Source organism: Neobacillus sp. PS3-12, from assembly GCF_030915385.1.
In the GTDB taxonomy this organism is placed as follows: domain Bacteria; phylum Bacillota; class Bacilli; order Bacillales; family Cytobacillaceae; genus JAEVLT01.
The window spans coordinates 993,172-1,013,991 of the sequence record NZ_CP133268.1 but is presented as its reverse complement, the minus strand read 5'-3'; the positions used below and the strand labels follow the sequence as shown (position 1 = coordinate 1,013,991).

Here is a 20,820-nt window from a genome sequence, read left to right as displayed (position 1 = left end):
AGGTAAAGTGCTGAAAATTGGATCTCATGTATCAATGAGCGGAAAGAAAATGCTTTTAGCCTCCAGCGAGGAAGCAGTCTCATATGGTGCGAATACTTTTATGATCTATACAGGGGCACCGCAAAATACGAGAAGGAAAAAAATTGAGGATTTGAATATTGAAGCTGGAAGATTGCATATGGAGCAAAATGGAATATCAGAAATTGTTGTCCATGCACCCTATATCATTAATATTGGCAACACTTCGAATCCTGCAACATTTGAATTAGGTGTATCTTTTTTACGCTCTGAAATTGATCGGACTGAAGCAATTGGGGCACGGCAAATCGTTCTACACCCAGGTGCCCATGTTGGTGCAGGAGCAGAGGAAGGAATTAAAAAGATCATTGAAGGTCTAAATGAAGTTTTAACTGGTGAGGAAAAAGTTCAAATCGCTTTAGAAACGATGGCAGGAAAAGGGTCTGAGTGCGGCAGATCATTTGATGAATTAGCCATGATTATAGATGGTGTAACGCATAATGACAAGCTTTCAGTATGTTTTGATACCTGTCATACACATGACGCTGGTTATAAGATTGTAGAAGATTTTGATGGTGTTTTAAACGAGTTTGACAAAATTATTGGGTTGGACCGTTTAAAGGTTCTTCATATCAATGACAGTAAAAATCCGATTGGAGCAAGCAAGGACCGTCATGAAAATATTGGTTTTGGTCATATTGGCTTTAAGGCGTTGAACTATGTCGTTCATCACCCACAGCTTGATGACATTCCAAAAATTCTTGAAACTCCATTTGTGGGCGAGGATAAAAATGACAAGAAGCCACCTTATTTTTATGAAATTGATATGTTGAGAAAACAAGAATTTAATGAAAATCTTCTTCAAGATATCATTCAACATTAAATACAAGCGAAATAAAGCTTTGGCACAGCCAAAGCTTTATTTCGTAAATTGAGTGAACAGTTTATTTACTTCCTTTGCTGTTTCAGGGCCTGCAAGTTTAGCAATTTCTTTTATTAATGTTACTCTTTCTGTTGGATTAAAAATATTCACTTGTTTTCCTCTTAAGTATTCAGCGATCTTTTTCGCTTGCTCGCGCTGTACTTTAATATTAAATTGCTGAGCATACTTTAAAAGCTCGTCTGTCGTTATGGTATTTATTTTATGATTAATGACGCTTTCAAAAATTTTCACACTCATCACTCCTCCATCCTAATGTATGTTCGAGAAGAAGGAATGTGACTAGATGTTTTTCATTTGGCTGTGTTAAATTTGTCAGTTGATTTCCGCTCCAATCAACAGATTGAAAAATCAACAATTTCCTTATACACAGCCCTTTAAATTCAATCAAAATGAAAGAATCTTTACAATTAAAATAACATGAGGTATACTACATGAGTTAAATCGGAATGATTCTTAAAATTAAAGGTGATTGCTTATGGAGCAAATGATTATTGAAATAAAAGGTTTGACATTCCGCTATGAAACGGATGTTGTTCTTGATAATATAAATCTTTCTATTCCGGAAGGATCATTTTTAGCGATTGTTGGTCCAAACGGGTCAGGAAAATCAACCTTATTAAAACTGATATTAGGACTCTTGAAACTGCAAAAAGGAGCAATAACCATCTTTGGTGAAGATATAAATCGCTTTAAAGGATGGGAAAACGTTGGCTATGTTTCTCAAAAGGCGAATTCATTTAACACAGGGTTTCCGGCAACTGTTTTTGAGGTCGTTGCAAGCGGATTGACCAAAAAGCTGGGGTTATTTCGGTTTTTGAAAAAAGAGGATAAAGATCAAGTCCTCCAAGCGCTGGAGGCAGTTGGAATGCTCCATTTTAAAAATCGAAATGTGGGAGAATTATCTGGGGGACAACAACAGCGTGTCTTTATCGCTCGGGCCCTTGTTAGCAGCCCTAAGATATTGATTCTTGATGAACCAACGGTTGGCGTTGATGCTCAGAATGTGGACACCTTCTATCAAATGCTCGAAGACTTAAATAAAAACCGAAATATTACACTTCTCCTGGTTACACATGATATTGGAACAATCTCCGATAAAGTAACAACTGTAGCATGTCTCAATAAACATTTACACTTCCATGGAGAAACAAAGGAATTTGAAAAACTGAGGGAAAATGGGCTCGGCGAATTTTACGGACATGATGTACATATGCTTTCGCATTACCACGAGCATGAAGGAGCCATAAAATGATTGCTGAGATTTTTCATTATGAGTTTTTACAGCATGCTTTTTTAGCTGGAATTATGATTGGCTTACTTGCCCCATTATTAGGTGTTTTTGTTGTTGTAAGAAGGCTTTCCTTAATTGCTGACGCATTAAGCCATGTTACCTTAGCTGGTATTGCTGCAAGCCTGCTGCTTGAAAAATCCTTTGCCTTGTTTAATGGATTTAATCCTGTATACCTTGGAATGGTTTTTTCAGTAGGTGGTTCATTATTTATTGAAAAGCTGCGGGGAGTATATAAACATTATCAGGAGTTAGCAATACCAATTATCCTTTCAAGTGGAATTGGCCTTGGAGTCATCTTCATTTCATTAGCAAATGGTTTTAATACTGATTTATTCAGTTATTTATTTGGAAGTGTTACAGCAGTAACCCCTACTGATTTATGGGTTATTCTGATTATAAGCATTTTTGTCATCCTATTAGTTATTTCATTGTATAAAGAATTATTTTTATTATCATTCGACGAAGAGCATGCGAAAGCCTCAGGAATTGCAGCTAGTTCGATCCACTTTTGTTTTATTGTAATGGTTGCTCTTGTGATTGCAGCATCGATGAGAATTGTAGGAATCCTTCTCGTTTCTTCTTTAATGACGTTGCCCGTTGCGGCAAGTATTCGGATTGCAAAAGGTTTTAAGCAAACAATATTTTTATCGATCCTTTTTGGTGAGATTTCCGTTCTTGGCGGATTATTTACAGCATACTACTTAAATTTGGCACCGGGCGGATCGATAGTAATGATTTCGGTATTAATTTTAATATTAGCTATTTTGTCTAAAAAGCTTAAGTTACAGAAAAATGTGGAGAGAGGTGAGCAAAAGTGAATGTAGATGATGCCCTTTTATTTTTAAAAGAAAAAGGATATAAACATACTGGCAAAAGAGAAGAAATGTTACAGTTATTTGCTGATACGAATAAATACCTTACAGCAAAAGATGTACTTGATTTATTGAAAAATAATTATCCTGGATTAAGCTTTGATACGATATACCGAAATCTTTCTTTATTTGTGAATTTAGGGATTCTTGAGATGACTGAATTGTATGGTGAAAAGCATTTTCGCTTTGCTTGCTCACATCACCATCACCATCATCATTTTATTTGTTTAGATTGCGGAAAAACAAAAGAAATTGCAGCATGCCCAATGGAAGACTTGTCTGAGAATTTGCATGGCTACGATATTTCTGGCCATAAGTTTGAAATTTATGGCCGTTGTCCTGAATGTATCCACTATAATTGAAAAAAATTTAAACGGCTGTCATTCTAGCCGTTTTTTTAAATTGCCTCTGTGGATAAACCCATCTTCATCCAATTTTCAACCCATAGAGATGCCTCTTTCCAACTGAATACGCGAATGACACCTTCTGGTACAGGATCCTGATTATAAGGGGTATCGAATAAGAGTACAGGTATTTTACACTCTTCATGAATAATAATGGCATTATCATGTTTATCTTCTAAAAATAGGTCAACTTTATGTCTTTTGGCAGCTTCCACTTTATCATGGGTTCCAATTAATTCGATTTCATGAAAATTAAGTTTATGATCCAAAAACCATTTCTTTGTTATATTAAGCAAATGAGGGCCGCGAGCACTAATAAAGCAAAGATCAAATTTATTTTCCCACTTCGCAAGAACTGATGCGGCATCGTCAGCAATTGGGGATTCTGCATAAATAATCGGTTCATTATCAATCCACCACTTTGCAAATTCCTGTTCAGAAACATTAACGACTGGGTTTAAATCATATTGTTTAACGTCATTTAATGTAATATTCAGTCCAAATGCTTTATTGATAAAGGGGATCATTGCGGATGGAGATGTTACCGTGCCATCAATGTCAATTCCAAACCTTTTCTTCATTTTAAAAACTCCTTCGATTTTACAAAATCCATTCTCTATTTTAACAAAAAGAAATCCATCTCAAAAGTTAAATAATATTTCTTAGCAAGAAGAGACGAATTAGACAAACATTAACATAGTAAAATGCCTCAGTTTGCAAACAATAAAAATGCTCCTACAACTGAAAGTGAGGGATATGCGTGGCAGATCAGGAAAAAGACAATAAGGTAAAGGAATATAGCCAGAGTGCATACATTGGCGAAACTATTCCAAATAGTCCCTCTGATTTTCGTGAGGAAACTGCTTGTGAACTTGCAGGACCTGTTTCACTTAAGAAAAGCCCAGAGACTGCTTTAGTAAATCGTGAAGAAACTTCTCGAGAATTAGCAGTTGTTCCTGTCTCACTCAAAAAAGTTCCAGTAGCTTCTGCTGTACATCGTGAAGAAACCGCTACAGAAATTGCAGCACCAGTCGTGTCCAAAAAAACCGTAGTAAATTCTTCTTTACACCGCGAGGAAACAGCAGCAGAAATAGCAGCACCTGCCTACCTAGGGAAATTTAGAAACCATGATGATGTTAGACAAACTGAACATGGAGAGGCCCAGGCAGGAACAGGAATGGGATTTTTAGCTTTAGCATTGTCGATCATTTCCCTTTTTGTAATGCCAATTCTTTTCGGGGCAGCAGGGATTGTTATAGGGTTTATTGCCAGGGCCAGAGGAGCAAATGCGATTGGTGCCTGGGCAATAGGAATTGGTGCCGTATCTATCGTCATCGGCATCTTTATCCTCCCATTTTTTTAAATAATTCTTGCATAGGAGCAAAAAAGAACCCCTGCAATGGTTTGCAGGGGTTCTTCACAGTATTAGCTTTTATCTTTTTGCAGCCGCTTCTTCAGCTGCTTTCTTTTGAAAATATTCTTCAGCTAGCTGGTCGATTTCCTTCTTCAATTCTTCAACCATCTCCGCTTCTGGGACTTTACGAACAATCTCACCCTTACGGAATAATAATCCTTCACCGCGGGCGCCTGCGATCCCAATGTCTGCTTCTCTGGCTTCCCCAGGACCGTTAACTGCACATCCCAAAACGGAAACTTTAATCGGAGCCTTAATATTTGAAATGTATTCTTCAACTTCGTTGGCGATACTGATTAGGTCAATTTCAATTCTTCCGCACGTTGGACAGGAAATGAGCGTAGCAGCATTTGAGGATAGTCCGAATACCTTTAGAAGTTCCCTAGCAACTTTAACCTCTTCAACAGGATCAGCGCTAAGAGAAATACGCATCGTATTTCCAATTCCTTTACTGATAATGGCACCCAGGCCGGCAGCACTTTTAACTGTTCCTGAAAATAATGTTCCAGATTCGGTGATCCCTAAGTGTAAAGGATAATCAAATGTTCTAGCCGCTTTTTCATATGCTTCAATGGCAAGATTAACATCAGATGCCTTCATTGACACAATAATATCGTGAAAATCCAAATCCTCTAGGATTTTTATATGATATAAGGCACTTTCAACCATTCCATCGGCTGTTGGATATCCGTATTTATCCAAGATGCGTTTTTCTAGTGAACCTGCATTCACGCCAATTCGAATAGGGATCCCGCGCTCTTTAGCCGCTTTTACGACAGCTTCGACTTTTTCTCTTTTTCCGATATTACCGGGGTTAATACGGATTTTATCGGCTCCACCTTCAATTGCTTTTAAAGCTAATTTATAATCAAAATGAATATCAACAACTAAAGGGATATTGATCCTTTTTTTGATTTCCGGGATAGCATTAGCAGCACGTTCATCCGGACAAGCAACGCGTACAATTTGACAGCCTGCATCTTCAAGGCGCTTAATTTCTGCAACAGTAGCATCTACATCATGTGTTTTTGTTGTAGTCATGCTTTGAATAATAATCTCGTTATTTCCGCCAATGGTTAAATTTCCAACCTTAATTGGTCGAGTTTTTGAACGATGTATAATTTCACTCACGTGGAATTCGCTCTCCTTTAAATACGATAGATTGTTAAAAACAATTCGATTTAATTCTATCAGTCTTTAAGCTATCTTGACAAGGAGAAGGGTTTGTTTATACATTTTTATGGTATTTTTTGCAGCTTTTTATTTTGCATAGTCAGGGAAACGGTAGCTTTTACCTATTTGAATTTTTTCAGTGCTTTGGTTCGGATTAAGTGCTTCAAAATCATGAATTAAACGTGTAATCGATACAGGCAGTGGTTTTTTAATCTGATGCTCGACAATGGTCATTAGGGTATCTCCAGGTTCAACCTTTACCTCAAAATAAGGAATACGAGCTTTAGGCAATTTGGGTTTTGCAACAGCTTCAACCTTCTGTGTGGCAGGATGAGGAAGTGTTCCAACTGAAATGTCAAAATAAATACTATATATAATAAGAAAAGAAACTAGGAGAATAAGTAAATTCTTCATTTGGACAAGCCCCCGAAAAAGAAGTTTGTACATACGTATGCTTGTCCACCCAATCTTAGAACATAAAGAAACTCGCCATAAGGCGAGTTTCATATCTTTCATATATTATGCGGCATTCTTTGGTTTTGGAATTTCGTTTATGGCTAAATAGAGAATCAAAATGACTACAAACCAGTTAATGAAAAAGCTCCACGGTACGTTCGTTTTAATGGCTGACATAATGGTAAAAAACAAGGTTGGCAATGTTTCACTATACGCTGCCATTCTCCATAATTGACGATAATTTAGCTTTCTGCCTGCAACGTTTTTCAGCCATAAGCCTATAAGGGCCAAAATAGATACTTCAATAAAACTTGCGGCACTGGTGAACAGATAAAGGATAAAAGCAATGACAGGGATAAAAATACCTTTTACTCCATTGACCATATCTACAAAGTGGAGGATATCCTTGCTAGTAACACTCGTTCCATTTAACATGGAATACGTATAATTTTCTACTTTCCCGCCAGCAACAAAAACGAATTCATTTTTTAAAATGGCAAGGGTGTTATCGCTTCCATCTAGCTCTTTTGGTGTTACAGCCCCGGTTGGGTCTAAGATAATTGTAAAATGATTTTTATTAATTGTTATTGGAACAGATGTTTTTGCTGACAGTTGTCCATTTTTTATCGAGAATGATGGTAATTCATCATGAATAACTGCTCGAACGGAGTCTATTCCAGTACTGATCGATGAACTGATAAAGATAACAGAAGGAAGAATGGACAAAAGTGAGAGCAAAAAGACATATAAAATGGTCTTTCCAATCCCTTGAAATCTAAATGTAGCAATGTCCTTTGGAGAATATATACTTTTATAAAATTGCATAAATATGTTCATTCAAACCATCCTTATTAAGCAAGACTTGATTTCATTTTAGCTTTGATTGCCAAAATAGACAAGAATTGCCGACAATTAGAAAAGGGATCAAAACTTCTGATCCCTTTAACCATCATTAATTTAACCCGCAAATTTCATTAGGACAATGTTGACAATCAACAGATTGTCTTAAATAACTTAACTTTTTTACAATAAACTTTTGCTGGTCATAGTAGATAATGTCTTTTTCTCTTAATTCCTTTAATGCTCTTTGAATAACCTCTCTAGTTCCATAGGTTAAATTTGCTAACTCTTGATGTGTAATCGGTAAATCAATGAGAATTCCCTCTTCAGTTGAAATTCCATAGGAATGGCAAAGTCTAATTAAAATTGAATAAAGACCGCCTTTTTTACCATTCATAATCAAATCCTGGCATTTCATTTGAGCCTTTAAATAAGTGGTACTTAACCAGGTAACAAATGCATTCATTGCTGCAGGGTCAGTTTTGATAAATTCTTCGAAATGTTCTCTTTTAATTGGAAGTAACTCACAATCCGAAAGCGTTTTAGCATAAAAATGATAATAGGGATTATTAGATAAAAGCTGATATTCAACCAAAATTTCTCGACTATGAAGAATCTTTAAGATAAATTCTTTCCCTCTTAAATGGACTCTGCCGATCGAGAGACTCCCCTTTAACAGCAGATAAATATGCTCTACTGGATCTTTTTCCTGAAAGAGTACAGAATCAGCTCTAACTTTTTGAATTTGTTCTTTTTCACCAAAAAATTGTACTAGCAATCGAAATAAAGAAACGCTATCATTTTGCATTCTCACCGCTCCTTTTAAACCCTTCTAGCTTGATTTAAAGAAATTATTAACATCATGTCAATATAGATTTGGTTAACATTGACAGAAGGAATGACAAGGTATGACAAAAATCGTTGACAGGATGCATGTTTAAGGAATCATGACAATTTTTCGAATTTTAGCAGGAATTCATTCTTCTAGTATAAAAATGTGAAATAAGGATATTGTATATATGTTGGTTATTAGAGCATTTCATTTGAAACGATTACCCAACTTTGGTAATCTATGTTTAAAGAGCTTTAGAACCATTCTAATAACAGAACGATTATTGAATGAATAAAGCCTTATAAAAAAATGTTAATTAACTAGGAGGATGGAAAAAATGGCTTTTGAATTACCACAATTACCTTACGCATATGATGCGCTTGAACCACACTTCGATAAGGAAACAATGAATATTCACCATACTAAACATCACAACACTTATGTAACAAATTTAAACAATGCAATTCAAGGAAACGCTGAACTAGAATCAAAATCAGTTGAAGACATAGTTGCTAATTTGGACGCTGTTCCAGAAGCAATCCGCACTGCTGTTCGTAATAATGGCGGCGGACATGCTAACCACTCTTTATTCTGGCAAGTTCTTTCTCCAAATGGTGGTGGTGCACCAAGTGGTGAACTAGCAGATGAAATTACAAAGAAATTTGGAAGCTTTGAAAGCTTCAAAGAAGAATTTAACAAAGCAGCTACAACTCGTTTTGGTTCAGGCTGGGCATGGCTTGTTGTCAATAACGGCGAATTAGAAATTACAAGCACACCTAATCAAGACTCACCATTATCTGAAGGTAAAACTCCAGTTCTTGGTCTTGATGTTTGGGAGCATGCATATTACTTAAAATACCAAAACCGTCGTCCAGAATACATCACTTCTTTCTGGAATGTTGTGAACTGGAACGAGGTTACAAAGCGTTACAACGCAGCAAAATAAATTTTATTTTCAATCAAAAAGGCAGCTATTCGGCTGTCTTTTCTTTTTTAGTGAATAACTCATGTGTGCTTGTTAAAGACTACCCATAAGAACAAAGGGGAGTCGTTATGGTTAAAAAATTTAAGATTCTTGGTGATGTTGAATTAACAAAAGACTTAACGTTACTGTTAATGATTGGTGGATTATACTCTTTAAGCGTGGCTCTATCTAATACGTTTGTAAATATTTACTTATGGAAGCAATCCGGTGAGTTTTCTGATTTAGCATTCTATAATTTATCGATTGTTGTCCTTCAGCCATTAACCTTTATTTTAGCGGGCAGGTGGGCCAAAAAAATAGATAGGGTCATTGTGTTAAGAATCGGTGTAATCTTTTTAGCCCTCTTTTATTTAACGGTTCTTTTCACAGGGACACATGCTTCCAAATATCTTCTCTTGCTTGGCAGTTTGCTGGGAATTGGCTATGGGTTCTATTGGCTCGCTTATAATGTCCTTACCTTTGAAATTACTGAGCCCGAGACAAGAGATTTTTTTAATGGTTTTTTAGGGATCCTATCCTCTTCGGGTGGTATGATAGGCCCGATTGCAGCAGGATTCATCATTACCCGCTTAGAAAAGTTTACAGGCTACTCCATTGTTTTTGGCCTATCATTAACCTTATTTGCGCTGGCAGTATTCCTCAGTTTTTCCTTGAAGCCTCGTCCCGCAAACGGCAGATACTGTTTTCAGCGGATTTTGCAAGAACGGAAGAATAATGATAATTGGCGGCTTGTGACAAATGCTCATTTCTTCCAGGGCTTGCGCGAGGGGACATTCCTATTTGTTATTTCAGTATTTGTTTATGTTTCAAGCGGGAGTGAATTGGCACTAGGTACATATGGTTTGATCAATTCTGGAATTTCATTTGTTGCCTATTATTTAGCATCCCGCCTCATTAAAAAGAATAATCGCAAAAAAGCGATACTCCTTGGTGGAATCATTTTATATGCAGCGATTTTTTTAATCATTTGGGATATAAATTTTGTTAAGCTTATTATCTATGCTGGCGTCATTGCAGTAGCCTATCCAATTCTTCTAGTTCCCTATATATCAACAACATATGATGTGATTGGATCAGGCTGGAAGGCTGCAGAGATGCGTATTGAATATATTGTCGTTCGTGAGATCTTCTTAAATCTTGGAAGAATTGTTTCGATCCTATCTTTCCTGGCAGCCATTACTTTTTTCAACGAAGAGAAGAGTATTCCGATACTTCTATTGATTTTAGGCGCAGGACACACGTGTATATATCTTTTTATAAAAAAAGTACAATTGCCTACTGTATAAAAGCGATGAGAATACTCTATCTCATCGCGTTTTTTTCATAAGACAGCTTCCGTTTTACTTTGTCAAAATTGGAAAGTGTTCTTCGTAGCCAAAAAGAAAATTTTCTTTTACAATAGACATTATGATGTTTGACTTAAAAGGAAGTGCATGTCGTTGAATACGAAACCGAAAAAAAAGAAAAAATATGTCTCGTTTCGTTTTAACATGATATTTTTAATTGTATTTGGTCTTTTTTCATTACTGATCATTCGGTTGGGAGTGGTCCAGATTGTTTATGGTGATGATTATAAACGGGAAATCCAAAGGACAGTTGATGTAACAGTTAACAACCCCGTTCCACGTGGAAAAATGTATGATCGTAATGGGAAAATCATCGTGGATAATACTCCTTTAAATGCCATTACTTATACGAAAAAACAAAATGCTGATCCGCAGGAAATGCTAAAGACAGCAGAAAAATTGTCCAAACTCATCAATATGAACGTATCAAACCCATATGATGCGGATTACCTGAAGAAAACTGTCCATGATCGGGATCAAAGGGATTTTTGGCTTGTAAAATATCCGCAAAAAGCACAGGCATTGGTAACAAAAAGTGAACTAAAGAAACTAGATTCTAAACAGATCTATAATCTTCAGTTAAAAAGAATAAAAGAAAAAGATCTTAGTAGTTTAGATCTTAATACTGTTGCTATTTTTCGCCAAATGAACGGTGGTTATGCCTTAACACCGCAAATTATTAAAAATCAAAATGTTACAGCACAAGAATATGCCGTTGTCAGTGAAAATCTTACCAGCCTACCTGGAGTAGATACAACAACAGATTGGACCCGAGCATATGCATTTGGCGATACGCTTAAAACGATTTTAGGGACTGTAAGTTCTTCTCAGCAAGGGATTCCGAAGGAAGAGCTTGATAAATACCTGGCGCAGGGTTACAGTCGTAATGATCGTATCGGGACAAGCTATATCGAACAGGAATATGAAGATGTCCTCCAGGGAGATAAGGCTAAGTTAAAAAGTGTAACAGACAAGTCAGGAAATGTAGTATCGACACAAACGGTTTCTGAGGGACAACGGGGAAATGATTTAGTCCTTACGATTGATATGGATTTGCAGCAGCAGGTTGAAAATATTATCCAAAATGAACTCACGAAGTTAAAACAAAACCCGGGTTCAAGACTTGCAGACCGAGCATTTGTAGTATTAATGGATCCGCACACAGGCGATATCTTAACAATGTCCGGCAAACAGATCGTCAATGGTAAAATGCAAGACTTTGCTCTTGGGAATATTACAACTTCCTATAACGTTGGTTCTGCAGTTAAGGGTGCCACTATTTTGACCGGTTATGCCACTGGTGCGATTAAACCTGGATCAGTGCAGGTGGATGAACCGTTAAACATTAAAGGAACACCGTTAATAAAATCTTGGAAAACCTTTGGTGCGATTGATGATGAAAGAGCATTGCAAGTTTCCTCTAACGTTTATATGTGGAAAACAGTTATTGCGATGGCTGGAGGGCATTACGCCCCAGGACAGCCGCTGGACTTGAATTTTAAAACTTTTGATACAATGCGTCAATCCTTTGCCCAATTCGGACTTGGTGCGTTAACTGGAATCGATTTGCCCAATGAAATGGCAGGATTCAAAGGTGCTGAAAAATCTCCAGGTAAACTGATGTATCTTGGTATCGGACAATATGATACGTATACTCCTATGCAACTGGCACAATATGTGTCAACGATCGCTAATGGAGGTTATCGGGTACAGCCTCATATTGTAAAGGAAATAAGAGAACCATCGAATGATAACAAACAATTGGGTTCAATTGTTGAGACGATCCAGCCAAAAATTTTGGATAAAATCAATGCCCAGGACAGTTGGATCCAACGGGTACATCAAGGATTTAAAATGGTCATGCAAGTAGGTGACGGTACTGCCGTCAAATACTTTGGAACTGCCGATTATGACCCTGCTGGTAAAACGGGTACGGCTCAGGCCTTTTATGATGGTCCGTTAAGGAAACAATTTGGGAAAAATGATCCAGAAGTAATGAATCTGAGCATGGTCGCTTTTGCACCAGAGAGCAATCCGGAAATAGCGATGGCTGTCTTGGTTCCGTGGGCATACGAAGGAGCAACAGGACCAAGTCCAAATGAAGAAATCGGCCGTCAAGTTCTTGATGCATACTTTAATTTAAAGAAACAGCGTCAGCAAGCAGGTCAATTAAATCCTTCATCAGTAAACTCAGTTCAAAATGCTGATCCTACTCAAGGAACTCAGCAAACTGCCCCACAAGGTCAATAGCTTTATGAAAACACTTGTCTCATTTGAGGCAGGTGTTTTTTTTTATAGATTGCATATATTAATTAATGTTACATTTCGACAAAAATTGAATGTATTTATAAAAAAACTGTCAATTTACGTAGGATTTACACGTATTTACAAAACCTTTACATTCAATTAAAACTCGGTTAACACTCAGCATTTACTATAAGTATGTAAGGAAAAACAAATCAAAACAAAAACCTTAGGGGGAATTAAAGTAATGAAAATGTTCAAGAAGTTGGGTCTGCCACTGGTTATAGCAGCATTAATGGTTGTTATGGCTGCGTGTGGCGGAGGAACATCAAACAAAACTACTGATACTTCAAAACAAAATGATAATAAAACAGCACAAAAGGCAGATCTTTCCGGTTCATTAGTTCTTTCTGGCTCAACTGCGCTGCAACCATTAGCATCAGCAGCCGGTGAACAATTTATGAATACAAATTCAAAAGTTAGCATTCAAGTAAATGGCGGCGGATCTGGTACAGGTTTATCACAGGTTTCTCAAGGTGCTGTTCAGATTGGTAACTCCGATGTGTTTGCGGAAGAAAAAAATATTTCTGGCCTTGTTGATAATAAAGTTGCTGTTGTTGGTATGACAGCTGCTGTTAATCCAAAGGTTGGCATTACTGACATCAAAAAAGATGACTTAATCAAAGTGTTTACTGGAAAAATTACAAACTGGAAAGAGCTTGGCGGTCCAGATCAAAAAATTACACTTGTAAACCGTCCGGAATCATCAGGAACTCGTGCAGTATTTAATAAATTTGCTCTTGATGGCGCAACACCTGCAGAAGGTATTACAGAAGATGCTTCAAATACAGTTAAAAAGATTATTAGCGAAACACCAGGAGCTATCGGTTATCTTGCCCTTTCATACTTCACAGACAAAACAGTTACCCAAATGTCAATTGACGGTGTGAAAGCTACTCCAGAAAATATTCAATCAGGTAAATTCCCTGTATGGGCTTACGAGCATATGTATACAAAAGGAAACCCTACTGATCTTGAAAAAGCTTTCCTTGACTACATGATGAGTGACGAGGTTCAAAACAAAATTTTACCTCAACAAGGCTACCTACCTGTAACAAAAATGAAAGTACAACGTGACTCAACAGGAAAACTTACAAATAAATAAGTGTCATAATAAAACGGGGTAAGTGTGATCAAGCATTTACCCTGTTATGACGTAAAAATAGGGGTGTTTACTTTTTTATGGAAAGATTGGCTCCTGCAAAGGACAGATTATTAAAATCTGAAAAAAATTGGATGAATGGGGAAGTAAGAGGAAAGATTATTGTTTTTGCTTGTGCCATTATTATGATTGCCGCAACAATTTCGATCACGATTTTCCTTGGACAAAAAGGATTAGCGGCATTTATAAAAAACGGTGTAAGTCTTATTGAGTTCTTAACCAGTACGATGTGGAATCCTTCAAATCAGCCAAAGCCATTATTCGGGGCTTTACCATTTATTTTTGGATCATTCGCTGTAACTTTTTTATCAGCACTCATTGCAGCTCCATTAGGTATTGGTGCAGCGATTTTTATGACGGAAATTGCACCATCGTGGGGAAGAAAAATATTACAGCCTGTTATCGAGCTTTTAGTCGGAATTCCGTCTGTTGTTTATGGATTCATCGGGCTTACAGTGTTGGTTCCATTTGTAAGAAATCATTTTGGCGGATTGGGTTTTAGTTTGCTTTCCGGAATGATTGTTCTTTCCATTATGATATTGCCTACAATTACTACTATTGCAACTGATGCTATGAGTTCACTTCCAAACGCTCTCCGAGAGGGTTCTTATGCTTTGGGTGCAACGCGTTGGCAAACGATTCGAAAAGTTTTGATTCCTGCAGCCATGCCAACCCTTTTAACTGCCATTGTATTAGGGATGGCAAGAGCGTTTGGTGAGGCCTTAGCAGTTCAAATGGTGATCGGGAATGTAAGTAAATTTCCGCACAGTATTTTAGATGCTTCTTCAACTTTAACTACAATCATTACTTTGAATATGGGGAATACAACCTTTGGAAGTATAGAAAATAATGTACTATGGTCAATGGGATTCATATTGTTAGTCATTTCTTTTGCCTTTATATTAATCATTCGCTATCTATCAGCAAGGAGGAAGTTTTAATGAACAGTAAAACAGCTGATCGAATTGCCACAGGAGTCTTTATTGCAATCGCAATTATTATTATTTCCTTACTTGTTGGTTTATTTTATTTTATTTTAGTGAATGGAGTTAAACAAATTTCTTTTCATTTTCTAACATCACCATCGAGCAACTTATTGGCCGGTGGCGGGATCCGAGATCAGTTATTTAATTCCTTCTATGTTTTGTTCATAACTATGCTTATTACAGTTCCCCTGGGTTTGGGCGGCGGTATATATATGGCTGAATATGCTAAGCCAGGTAAAATAACGGATATTATTCGATCCTGTGTAGAAGTGTTGGCATCACTTCCTTCGATCGTGATTGGAATGTTCGGCTTATTAATGTTTGTTACTTTAACGGGCTGGGGCTATACCATTTTGGGCGGAGCGTTAGCACTTACAGTTTTTAACTTGCCCGTAATGGTTCGTGTAAGTGAAGATGCGATTCGAACTGTGCCACGGGAGTTAAAAGAAGCAAGTTTAGGTTTAGGGATTACTCATTGGCATACAATCAAAACGATTTTAATCCCTAGTGCCTTTCCATCCATTCTAACAGGAGCAATCCTAGCAGCTGGACGTGTTTTTGGAGAAGCAGCAGCGCTATTATTTACAGCTGGTTTGTCTACACCGAGACTCAATTATTTAGACTGGAATCCATTCTCAGCTACATCGCCATTGAATGTTTTTCGTCCCGCTGAAACGCTTGCTGTTCATATTTGGTCAGTAAATACTCAGGGGCTAATTCCTGATGTTAAAGAAGTAGCAAATGGTTCTGCAGCTGTTCTAGTCATATGTGTATTAATTTTTAACTTGTTAGCTAGAACAATTGGCAGTTTAGTTTATAAAAAAATGACTGCGACAAAATAGGAAGCAGGTGAGGATATGGAGACAGCGACAATAGAAAAACCAGATACAATTCAATTGATGCAAAATGAAAATGTATTAAAAGTGAATAATTTGGAAATTTATTATGGTGAAAAACGGGCGGTAAACGGTATTTCCATAGATATAGAGAAAAACTCGATCACAGCTCTTATTGGCCCATCCGGATGCGGAAAGTCGACATTTTTACGCAGTATTAATCGAATGAATGACTTAATTCCAGGAGCAAGGGCAGTGGGGGAGATCATTTATGAGGATTTGAATATTTTGTCCCCGCACATAGATGTGGTTGCACTACGAAAAGAAATAGGGATGGTTTTCCAAAAGCCAAATCCATTTCCAAAGTCGATTTATGAAAATATAACACATGCATTAAAGTTTTCCGGGATCAGAAAGAAGAAAGTACTCGATGAAATAGTGGAAGAAAGTTTAAAAAAAGCTGCACTATGGGATGAAGTGAAGGATCGGCTTCATACATCGGCATTATCCCTTTCCGGGGGACAGCAGCAACGCTTATGTATTGCAAGAACCATTGCGATGAAACCAACAGTGATTTTGCTAGACGAACCTTCTTCTGCCCTTGATCCGATTTCAAATGCTAAGGTGGAAGAATTGATTGTAGAATTAAAGCAGGATTATTCCATTTTAATTGTTACCCATAATATGCAGCAAGCATCACGGATATCGGATAAAACAGCATTCTTTCTTAATGGTGATTTAATTGAATTTGATACAACTGAGAAGATTTTTACAAATCCTGCTGCCGCAAAAACGGAAGAATACATCTCTGGAAGGTTTGGATAAGGAGGTTAAGTGGTGTCAACATTAACAGTAACCAATCAAGTTTTTGATGTAAAGGATTTGAATTTGTGGTATGGCGAGCACCATGCCTTAAAAAATATAAATTTTCCTATCAATAAAAAGGAAGTTACCGCAATGATCGGGCCTTCTGGATGTGGGAAATCAACATTTATTAAGACGTTGAATTTAATGATAAAAACGATTCCAAATGTCAAATTATCTGGTGAAATCAATTTTAATGGAAAAAATATCTTAACCGATAAAATTGATCTCGTAGAGCTTCGTAAACATGTCGGAATGGTCTTTCAAAAGGGAAACCCGTTTCCACAATCCATTTTTAATAATATCGCCTATGGTCCCAGAATTCATGGGATTACAAATAAAACGGAACTGGAAGGGATTGTCGTAAAGGCTTTAATGGATGTAGGTTTATGGGAAGAAGTAAAGGACCGCTTGCACGGACCTGCTTTGGGTTTATCCGGCGGACAACAACAAAGGCTTTGTATTGCAAGGGCACTTGCTACCAAGCCCGATGTTCTGTTAATGGATGAACCAACATCTGCACTTGATCCAATCTCGACTTTAAAAATAGAAGAGATGATCCTGCAGCTAAAAGAAAAGTATACGATTGTGATCGTTACTCACAATATGCAGCAGGCTGCCAGAGTTTCAGATAAAACAGCTTTCTTTTTAATGGGAGAATTAGTTGAGTTAGACTCAACTGCAACGATTTTTTCTCATCCTGCAGATGAACGTACTGAAGGATACATTACAGGAAGATTTGGATAATTGGGGTGAGCGAACATGTTAATGAAAAATACAAGATCAAATTTTGACAGCAATTTAAATGAACTGAAAAAACTGCTTTTAGAAATGGCATATAAAGCTGAAAATGCCGTAAAGGAATCGATACATGCTTTAATTGAACAGGATTTGGAAAAAGCACAGCAAATTATTGATGGTGATAATGAAATCGATCGACTTGATCATGAAATTAATGATAAAGCAATTCTGCTCATCGCGAAGGAATCTTCGGTTGCAACAGATTTGCGGAAAATCATTGTCGCTATTAAAACTTCTTCCGAAGTGGAGAGGATTGCCGATAATGCTGTAAATATTGCAAAAGCGGTTCAGCATATCGGGAAGGAAAAACTGATTAAGGATATTATTGATATACCAAAAATGACGGATTTGGCATTAGAAATGTTATCAGATTCTTTAACATCTTATTATGGTGACGATGTTGTCCTTGCAAAGAAATGTGCTGAAAAGGATGATAAAGTGGATGAAATGTATGGTGAATTAATTAGAGAATTATTTGGCTATCTGCCGCAAAATCCACAGGCAATCACGCAAATTACTGAATTAGCCTATATATGCCGATACATCGAAAGAATTGCTGACCATTCAACAAACATCGCTGAAAATGTAATTTTTCTTGTAACCAGAAAAGAATCGATTTAAATGCTTAAATAAAAAAGATGATGCTAAACCGATTAGCATCATCTTTTTATTTAGGCATTTACTCTTAGAATTTTAGTTCAATCTCGCTTTCCTACTTCTGCATATTCTTCTAAAATACTATATACATCCTTTTTAGAAAGTGAAGATTGACTGGCAATTTGTTCAATTGTTTTTCCCTGTTGAGCTAATGAAAATACCTGATTTTTTATGATTTCATGAATATCCCTAGTGTCATTAGAAACTGTGGTGAAATGATCTTCACTTACCAAAAGTTCCTCCTCTAAAATTCTTAACCTCTGTTTCATCTGATATATTTCTTGAACATGTTGTAAGGTAAGTTGATCAAGTTCTTCTTTTAATTCCTTATAAGGATCTTTTTGAAAGAAGGAGATCAGTAAGAGTAAAAGGGATAAACCTAGGAGCACCATCATGATTATGCCCATTAAAACACCCCAAAAAAATTTATTAATAAAAATAGTTTATCATTACACGTTTCATTTTTCGATTAAAGTTTAAAGAATGACAGATTATTGTCGAAAAATATTGAAGGGAATATAAAAAAACAATGTCGAATATATGGCTGATAAAATATTTTTTCAAAAAAAGATTATTGCCATAAGGGGAAAGCAAGATACGACAAAATGCGTTTATTGTAAGGTTTGGCTCAAGGTGATAACATTAAAATATTAATAATATGAATATAATGATAATTTCAACATATAATGATACGTTGCAAATGTGAAAAGGGTGAAAGACATGAAAATGACAGAAGAAGAATATACCTTGCAAAAGATAGCTGAGGATTTACATCTGACAGTTGACCGAGTCCAATCCTATTGGAAAAACTGGATGGGCAAACAGGAAGATTTATTGGTAAATTTAAACCCAAATCAAACTAATATACAGGATGAAGATTCCTCACAAGCTAATCCACCGGTAACCAATATACCTCAGCTACAAGGAAAAATGCAGGCAGAGCTCATACCACCTCGAAAAGCTATTTTTTTCTGGGAGTCATCTGATCTGCCAAAACAATTTTTTCAATATTATTTTAACATTCGCTTTGATGACCTCGTTCCAGTCATACGTATTTACGATGTCACTCAAATTCAATTTAATGGGAAAAATGCCCACCATTTTTACGAAATTCCAATTTCCTATCAGCAAGGCTATTGGATTGTCAAGGGGCTGTTCTCAAATCGAAGTTATTTAGCAGAAGTAGGTGTCAACTTATCTAATGGCAGTTTCTTTCCACTGTTAAGATCAAATTCAATTAGAATCCCAAAACTGGATACCGTCCTTGACAATGAGCTTTATCAAGATATTTCACAATTATACCGAGATGAGGAACAAACACCGAAATGGCGGGAGTTTGTCAGTACCTATAGTTATTATCTTGAAAATGGCAGTGACGGAGGAAAAAAATGACCAGAGTCGTTGTAAAAAAAGAACAAAGCGGGAATTCAATAAACCCACCAAGACTAAAAGTATTAATGTTGTCATGGGAATTCCCGCCCAATATCGTCGGTGGGCTTTCTAATCATGTTTATGGACTTTCAAAGCATTTGGCCCAAATAGAGGCAGAGGTGCATGTCATAACTGCATGTGTCTTGGGACTTCCAGATTATGAACGAGTGGATGATGTCCATATTCATCGTGTTAAGCCGTTGAATGAACATGATGATCACTTTTTATCATGGATTGGCGGACTAAATTTGGCAATAGTCTATAAAGGGATCGAATTGGGAACACAAATCAACTTTACCGTTATTCACGCCCATGATTGGTTGGTTGGAGCAGCTGCAACCATTTTAAAAGGTTCATTGAAAATTCCATTATTAACAACCATCCATGCAACAGAAACGGGGAGAAATAATGGAATTCATAATGAAATGCAGCAATTTATTCATGATCAGGAAAATCAGTTAATTAAAGAATCAGATCAAATGATTGTTTGCAGTGATTATATGCAGCAGGAGCTGGTTTCAACTTTTGCCATCTCTGATCATAAGATCGTTATTATTCCAAATGGGATTGAACAAAGCAAAAAGAAAATAGAAAGACTTCCAGATCTTTTCCCTGACCGTACAAACAAAAAATTGATCTTCTCTATCGGCAGAATTGTTAAGGAAAAGGGATTTGAAACGATCATAGAGGTAGCATCGATTGCAAAAGAAAATAGACTTGATGTCTTTTTTGTTATCGCAGGGAAGGGACCAATGCTAAATCATTACCGACAACAGATTCAAGATAGAAAGTTAGAAGAACAGATTTCTTTTATAGGATATATAACAGATGACGAGAAAAATGCACTCTTGTTTAAGAGTGATATGAATGTCTTTCCAAGCCTTTATGAACCCTTCGGGATCGTCGCCCTTGAATCAATGGTTCATGGGAAGCCAACGATTGTTTCCAATGTTGGAGGATTAAGAGGAATTGTTAAACATAAGGTATCAGGGCTTTTAATGGAACCAGGTAATGCGGTAAATTTACTGGAACAAATTTGTTTTCTACTTAAAAATCCAAAGATAGCACAGGAAATTGGAGAAAAAGGGCAACAACTGGTAAAAACCTTATATGGTTGGAATCGAGTTGCGTCTGAAACGAAACGCTTAATGGAAGATCTTAATCTTCTAGTACGGATCAAAACAAAAGAGCATGAAAAATAAAAT

General features: G+C 36.7%; 23 protein-coding genes. 16 read left to right on the top strand and 7 right to left on the bottom strand.

What is annotated here, in order from left to right; all coding sequences use genetic code 11:
- Positions 1–7: 7 nt before the first annotated feature.
- Positions 8–901, top strand: a complete 894-nt coding sequence (locus RCG17_RS05310) for a deoxyribonuclease IV (RefSeq protein ID WP_308174215.1) — start codon at positions 8–10, stop codon at positions 899–901.
- A 36-nt stretch (positions 902–937) separates the two neighbouring features.
- Here the strand turns inward: RCG17_RS05310 and RCG17_RS05305 are convergent, their stop codons facing one another.
- Positions 938–1,192 (bottom strand): DUF2624 domain-containing protein, encoded by a 255-nt coding sequence (locus RCG17_RS05305; RefSeq protein ID WP_308175769.1) that lies wholly within the window; start codon positions 1,190–1,192, stop codon positions 938–940.
- Between the two features lie 244 nt (positions 1,193–1,436).
- Here RCG17_RS05305 and RCG17_RS05300 point away from each other — a divergent pair, with 244 nt between their 5' ends.
- From RCG17_RS05300 to RCG17_RS05290, 3 genes are read left to right on the top strand one after another with little or no spacing between them, the layout of a single operon-like run.
- Positions 1,437–2,213 carry a metal ABC transporter ATP-binding protein gene (locus RCG17_RS05300; protein ID WP_308174214.1) on the top strand — a complete coding sequence of 259 codons (777 nt, stop codon included), beginning with the start codon at positions 1,437–1,439 and terminating at the stop codon, positions 2,211–2,213.
- A complete protein-coding gene (locus RCG17_RS05295) occupies positions 2,210–3,070 on the top strand; it encodes a metal ABC transporter permease (RefSeq protein WP_308174213.1) in 861 nt (286 codons plus the stop codon). The genes RCG17_RS05300 and RCG17_RS05295 overlap by 4 nt, the downstream gene beginning before the upstream one ends.
- Complete coding sequence (locus RCG17_RS05290; protein WP_308174212.1) at positions 3,067–3,486, top strand: Fur family transcriptional regulator; 420 nt, start codon at positions 3,067–3,069, stop codon at positions 3,484–3,486. Before RCG17_RS05295 ends, RCG17_RS05290 begins: the two co-directional genes overlap by 4 nt.
- 35 nt (positions 3,487–3,521) lie before the next feature.
- Here RCG17_RS05290 and RCG17_RS05285 read toward each other — a convergent pair whose 3' ends face one another.
- On the bottom strand, positions 3,522–4,109 hold the full coding sequence (locus tag RCG17_RS05285) for a hypothetical protein (RefSeq protein WP_308174211.1): 588 nt from the start codon (positions 4,107–4,109) through the stop codon (positions 3,522–3,524).
- A gap of 437 nt (positions 4,110–4,546) precedes the next feature.
- On the opposite strand from RCG17_RS05285, the gene RCG17_RS05280 reads away from it, so the two are divergent.
- Positions 4,547–4,891 (top strand): hypothetical protein, encoded by a 345-nt coding sequence (locus tag RCG17_RS05280; protein ID WP_308175768.1) that lies wholly within the window; start codon positions 4,547–4,549, stop codon positions 4,889–4,891.
- A gap of 69 nt (positions 4,892–4,960) precedes the next feature.
- Here the strand turns inward: RCG17_RS05280 and ispG are convergent, their stop codons facing one another.
- From ispG to RCG17_RS05260, 4 genes are all read right to left on the bottom strand, one after another.
- Positions 4,961–6,073, bottom strand: a complete 1,113-nt coding sequence (gene ispG / locus RCG17_RS05275) for a flavodoxin-dependent (E)-4-hydroxy-3-methylbut-2-enyl-diphosphate synthase (protein WP_308174210.1) — start codon at positions 6,071–6,073, stop codon at positions 4,961–4,963.
- A gap of 129 nt (positions 6,074–6,202) precedes the next feature.
- Positions 6,203–6,529, bottom strand: coding sequence for a hypothetical protein (locus RCG17_RS05270; protein ID WP_308174209.1), 327 nt, complete (start codon positions 6,527–6,529; stop codon positions 6,203–6,205).
- Positions 6,530–6,634: 105 nt separating this feature from the next.
- A complete protein-coding gene (locus RCG17_RS05265) occupies positions 6,635–7,408 on the bottom strand; it encodes a DUF1189 domain-containing protein (RefSeq protein WP_308174208.1) in 774 nt (257 codons plus the stop codon).
- Positions 7,409–7,523: 115 nt separating this feature from the next.
- A complete protein-coding gene (locus tag RCG17_RS05260; protein ID WP_308174207.1) occupies positions 7,524–8,219 on the bottom strand; it encodes a Crp/Fnr family transcriptional regulator in 696 nt (231 codons plus the stop codon).
- 361 nt (positions 8,220–8,580) lie between these two features.
- Here RCG17_RS05260 and RCG17_RS05255 point away from each other — a divergent pair, with 361 nt between their 5' ends.
- The 9 genes from RCG17_RS05255 (at position 8,581) to phoU (ending at position 18,148) form a co-directional block, all read left to right on the top strand.
- Positions 8,581–9,189, top strand: a complete 609-nt coding sequence (locus tag RCG17_RS05255; protein WP_308174206.1) for a superoxide dismutase — start codon at positions 8,581–8,583, stop codon at positions 9,187–9,189.
- 107 nt (positions 9,190–9,296) lie between these two features.
- Positions 9,297–10,514 (top strand): MFS transporter, encoded by a 1,218-nt coding sequence (locus tag RCG17_RS05250; RefSeq protein ID WP_308174205.1) that lies wholly within the window; start codon positions 9,297–9,299, stop codon positions 10,512–10,514.
- A 147-nt stretch (positions 10,515–10,661) separates the two neighbouring features.
- Positions 10,662–12,824, top strand: coding sequence for a peptidoglycan D,D-transpeptidase FtsI family protein (locus RCG17_RS05245; protein ID WP_374120897.1), 2,163 nt, complete (start codon positions 10,662–10,664; stop codon positions 12,822–12,824).
- Positions 12,825–13,065: 241 nt separating this feature from the next.
- Positions 13,066–13,983: a phosphate ABC transporter substrate-binding protein gene (locus tag RCG17_RS05240; RefSeq protein ID WP_308174204.1), complete on the top strand. Its 918-nt coding sequence runs from the start codon at positions 13,066–13,068 to the stop codon at positions 13,981–13,983.
- Between the two features lie 77 nt (positions 13,984–14,060).
- Positions 14,061–14,981: a phosphate ABC transporter permease subunit PstC gene (gene pstC, locus RCG17_RS05235; protein WP_308174203.1), complete on the top strand. Its 921-nt coding sequence runs from the start codon at positions 14,061–14,063 to the stop codon at positions 14,979–14,981.
- Positions 14,981–15,868, top strand: a complete 888-nt coding sequence (gene pstA / locus RCG17_RS05230; RefSeq protein ID WP_308174202.1) for a phosphate ABC transporter permease PstA — start codon at positions 14,981–14,983, stop codon at positions 15,866–15,868. Before pstC ends, pstA begins: the two co-directional genes overlap by 1 nt.
- A 15-nt stretch (positions 15,869–15,883) precedes the next feature.
- The gene (gene pstB, locus RCG17_RS05225) at positions 15,884–16,687 is read left to right on the top strand and encodes a phosphate ABC transporter ATP-binding protein PstB (protein WP_308174201.1); all 804 of its coding nucleotides are present in this window, start codon (positions 15,884–15,886) and stop codon (positions 16,685–16,687) included.
- A 9-nt stretch (positions 16,688–16,696) separates the two neighbouring features.
- The gene (gene pstB, locus RCG17_RS05220) at positions 16,697–17,473 is read left to right on the top strand and encodes a phosphate ABC transporter ATP-binding protein PstB (protein ID WP_374120896.1); all 777 of its coding nucleotides are present in this window, start codon (positions 16,697–16,699) and stop codon (positions 17,471–17,473) included.
- 15 nt (positions 17,474–17,488) lie between these two features.
- On the top strand, positions 17,489–18,148 hold the full coding sequence (gene phoU, locus RCG17_RS05215) for a phosphate signaling complex protein PhoU (RefSeq protein ID WP_308174199.1): 660 nt from the start codon (positions 17,489–17,491) through the stop codon (positions 18,146–18,148).
- 77 nt (positions 18,149–18,225) lie between these two features.
- Here the strand turns inward: phoU and RCG17_RS05210 are convergent, their stop codons facing one another.
- Positions 18,226–18,591 (bottom strand): hypothetical protein, encoded by a 366-nt coding sequence (locus RCG17_RS05210; protein WP_308174198.1) that lies wholly within the window; start codon positions 18,589–18,591, stop codon positions 18,226–18,228.
- A 313-nt stretch (positions 18,592–18,904) separates the two neighbouring features.
- On the opposite strand from RCG17_RS05210, the gene RCG17_RS05205 reads away from it, so the two are divergent.
- Together RCG17_RS05205 and RCG17_RS05200 are read left to right on the top strand one after the other, a co-directional pair.
- Positions 18,905–19,576, top strand: coding sequence for a DUF4912 domain-containing protein (locus RCG17_RS05205; protein ID WP_308174197.1), 672 nt, complete (start codon positions 18,905–18,907; stop codon positions 19,574–19,576).
- Positions 19,573–20,817 (top strand): glycosyltransferase family 4 protein, encoded by a 1,245-nt coding sequence (locus RCG17_RS05200; protein ID WP_308174196.1) that lies wholly within the window; start codon positions 19,573–19,575, stop codon positions 20,815–20,817. Before RCG17_RS05205 ends, RCG17_RS05200 begins: the two co-directional genes overlap by 4 nt.
- The last annotated feature ends 3 nt before the right edge of the window (positions 20,818–20,820 follow it).